This is a genomic window from Lyngbya aestuarii BL J (assembly GCF_000478195.2).
Taxonomy (GTDB): Bacteria; Cyanobacteriota; Cyanobacteriia; order Cyanobacteriales; family Microcoleaceae; genus Capilliphycus; species Capilliphycus aestuarii.
This window is the reverse complement of record NZ_AUZM01000163.1, coordinates 1-2,058: the sequence shown is the minus strand read 5'-3', so window position 1 is coordinate 2,058 and position 2,058 is coordinate 1. Positions and strand designations below refer to the sequence as shown.

Sequence of the window (2,058 nt, the reverse complement as noted above, 5' to 3'; positions counted from 1 at the left end):
TTTTGTGGGGATAGGCTTGGTGGCCTACATCCCAGACGACTTTATCTCGATCTAAGTCCAGAGTTTGGTAGAGGGCGAGAGTGAGTTCTACGACTCCTAAACCTGGGCCTAAATGTCCGCCTGTTGCGGCGACTGTTTCTAAGTGTTTTTCACGAATTTGTCGGGCAATTTCTTGCAATTCGTGAATCGATAAACCATGTAGCTGATTCGGATGAGTAATTTCACTCAAATGCATACGTCTAAATACCCGCGCTAGCCATTACTTAAGGTAACGTGTAAAAAGCAAATATGGATCGGTTTACTTACCGTCCAAGTTAATGCACAGATGTCATGGTAGCAGGGGAAAGGGATCTGCGATCAAGTTGATTGTAATTTGTTATCGATCAGATCCGTCTCAGAACTCAGGTTTTCGGGGGTCAAACAGGGTAAATTCCGGCTTTTTGCGAGGGAATTTTGGGTGAGCGAGTGCTGTGGTAATTGCGATCAGGCGAGGAGTGATTGAAAGTTCGATAGATTTACTCATCGGATAGATAGAAATTTGCGGTATGCTGATTTCAGCAATTTTTGAATTCATGCTGAATAAATGAGCGACTATTTACTCAACAATTACCCGTCAACAGCGATACGTCAATCGATCTCTCTGGGCTATTAGATTGAGGGAATCTAGTTTTTATTTGAGTATCAGCTAGGTGAATACCGGGATTTGAAGTTGAGTTAAATTCACAATTAGAGATGATTTTATTGGAGTTTTTAGCTCTTAAATTGAATCCCAGTCTTTCCAATTCGATTAGTTTAACTTAAAATTATATCACAGATTTAATACAAATTAATTGGAGAATAGTCATCCCATGTCAAAAATAGTGACGGAACAAAAAAGTTGGTTTAATTGGTTAAAATTAGCTCTGAATATCCGCAGTTCAGTGATTCGGTCTATTTGGCGGCGAGTCGTGGCGGCGATGATTTTTGCGGGCATGATTAATTTAATCTATTCTCAAGGATTAGCCGTTAATCAACCTATTCTTAGCAGTTTAATTCCGAGTATTGTTCTGGGTTTACTCTTGGTTTTTAGAACCAATACAGCTTACGAACGATATTGGGAAGGTCGTAAACTTTGGGGGGTAATGATTCACAATGGTCGAATTTTAGCTCGAAATATTTATTTTTTTATTCCGACAAAAACCGATAAAGACAGAGAGACAAAATTAGATTATATTAAATTAGTGGGTACATTGGTCTGGGCGATCAAAGTTCATGTCAGAAAAGAAGATCTAGAAACTGAACTTAAAAATTTACTCACACCTAATCAGTTTATAGAACTTCAACAGATTCAGCAACGACCCTTAAGAATTGCCAATTGGTTAGCGGATTATTTAATCAGAATGTATGAACAAAATCTGATTAACTATCGCTTTTTAATTGAATTAAATCAGTCAATGGATCGAATTTTAGAGGCGATGATTGCTTGCGATCGCATTGCTTCGACTCCCCTACCCAAAGCTTATTCTATTCACTTAAAACATCTGTTGCTTATTTATTGTTTGAGTGTACCATTTACTTTCGTTGAGGAGTTGAACTGGTTAACAGTTCCTGCGGTGGGAGTGATTACTTTTTCTTTACTCGGAATTGAAGAAATAGGCTTAGAGATTGAAAATCCGTTTGGAAATGATCCCAATGATTTACCCTTAGAGAAGTTTTGTTATATTCTCCAAAGTGATATTGCTGAGTTAATCGAGTATGAAAGTCAATCAAGTTTCGATCAAATTATCAACGAATCGTCCGGAAAAGTATGATCAAAAAAGATAAATCAATCAGTCGAAAAAAATCTAAAAATAAACCCAATTCCTGGCTGTTTAAACTCCAACTCCAACTGCAAATAATTTGCAACTTTCCCTAAATTATCACCCTCATATTTAGCAGCCAAACAAAGCTTGAGTGAAAATCTTTAATCTTCCTCAAAAACAATCACCTATTCTTCACTCTCAAGTTCACTGTCAGGTTTGGCGTTTAAATCAGAAGGAGGTATTTTTTGTAGTCCAATTAAACCTTCCATCACGGATT

General features: G+C 37.3%; 3 protein-coding genes. 1 reads left to right on the top strand and 2 read right to left on the bottom strand.

Features of this window, described 5'->3' with window-relative positions:
* Together M595_RS27125 and M595_RS27120 are read right to left on the bottom strand one after the other, a co-directional pair.
* On the bottom strand, positions 1-235 hold a 235-nt coding region (locus M595_RS27125), incomplete at its 3' end, for a 1-deoxy-D-xylulose-5-phosphate synthase N-terminal domain-containing protein (protein ID WP_023069801.1).
* A gap of 159 nt (positions 236-394) precedes the next feature.
* Positions 395-574 carry a hypothetical protein gene (locus M595_RS27120; RefSeq protein WP_023069800.1) on the bottom strand — a complete coding sequence of 60 codons (180 nt, stop codon included), beginning with the start codon at positions 572-574 and terminating at the stop codon, positions 395-397.
* A gap of 274 nt (positions 575-848) precedes the next feature.
* Between M595_RS27120 and M595_RS27115 the strand changes: the two genes are divergently transcribed.
* The gene (locus M595_RS27115; protein ID WP_023069802.1) at positions 849-1,790 is read left to right on the top strand and encodes a bestrophin family protein; all 942 of its coding nucleotides are present in this window, start codon (positions 849-851) and stop codon (positions 1,788-1,790) included.
* The last annotated feature ends 268 nt before the right edge of the window (positions 1,791-2,058 follow it).

Bases quoted from the DNA above. Each gene is read 5' to 3' on its own strand.
- M595_RS27120 (WP_023069800.1), bottom strand. From the start codon at position 574: ATGAATTCAAAAATTGCTGAAATCAGCATACCGCAAATTTCTATCTAT.
- M595_RS27115 (WP_023069802.1), top strand. From the start codon at position 849: ATGTCAAAAATAGTGACGGAACAAAAAAGTTGGTTTAATTGGTTAAAA.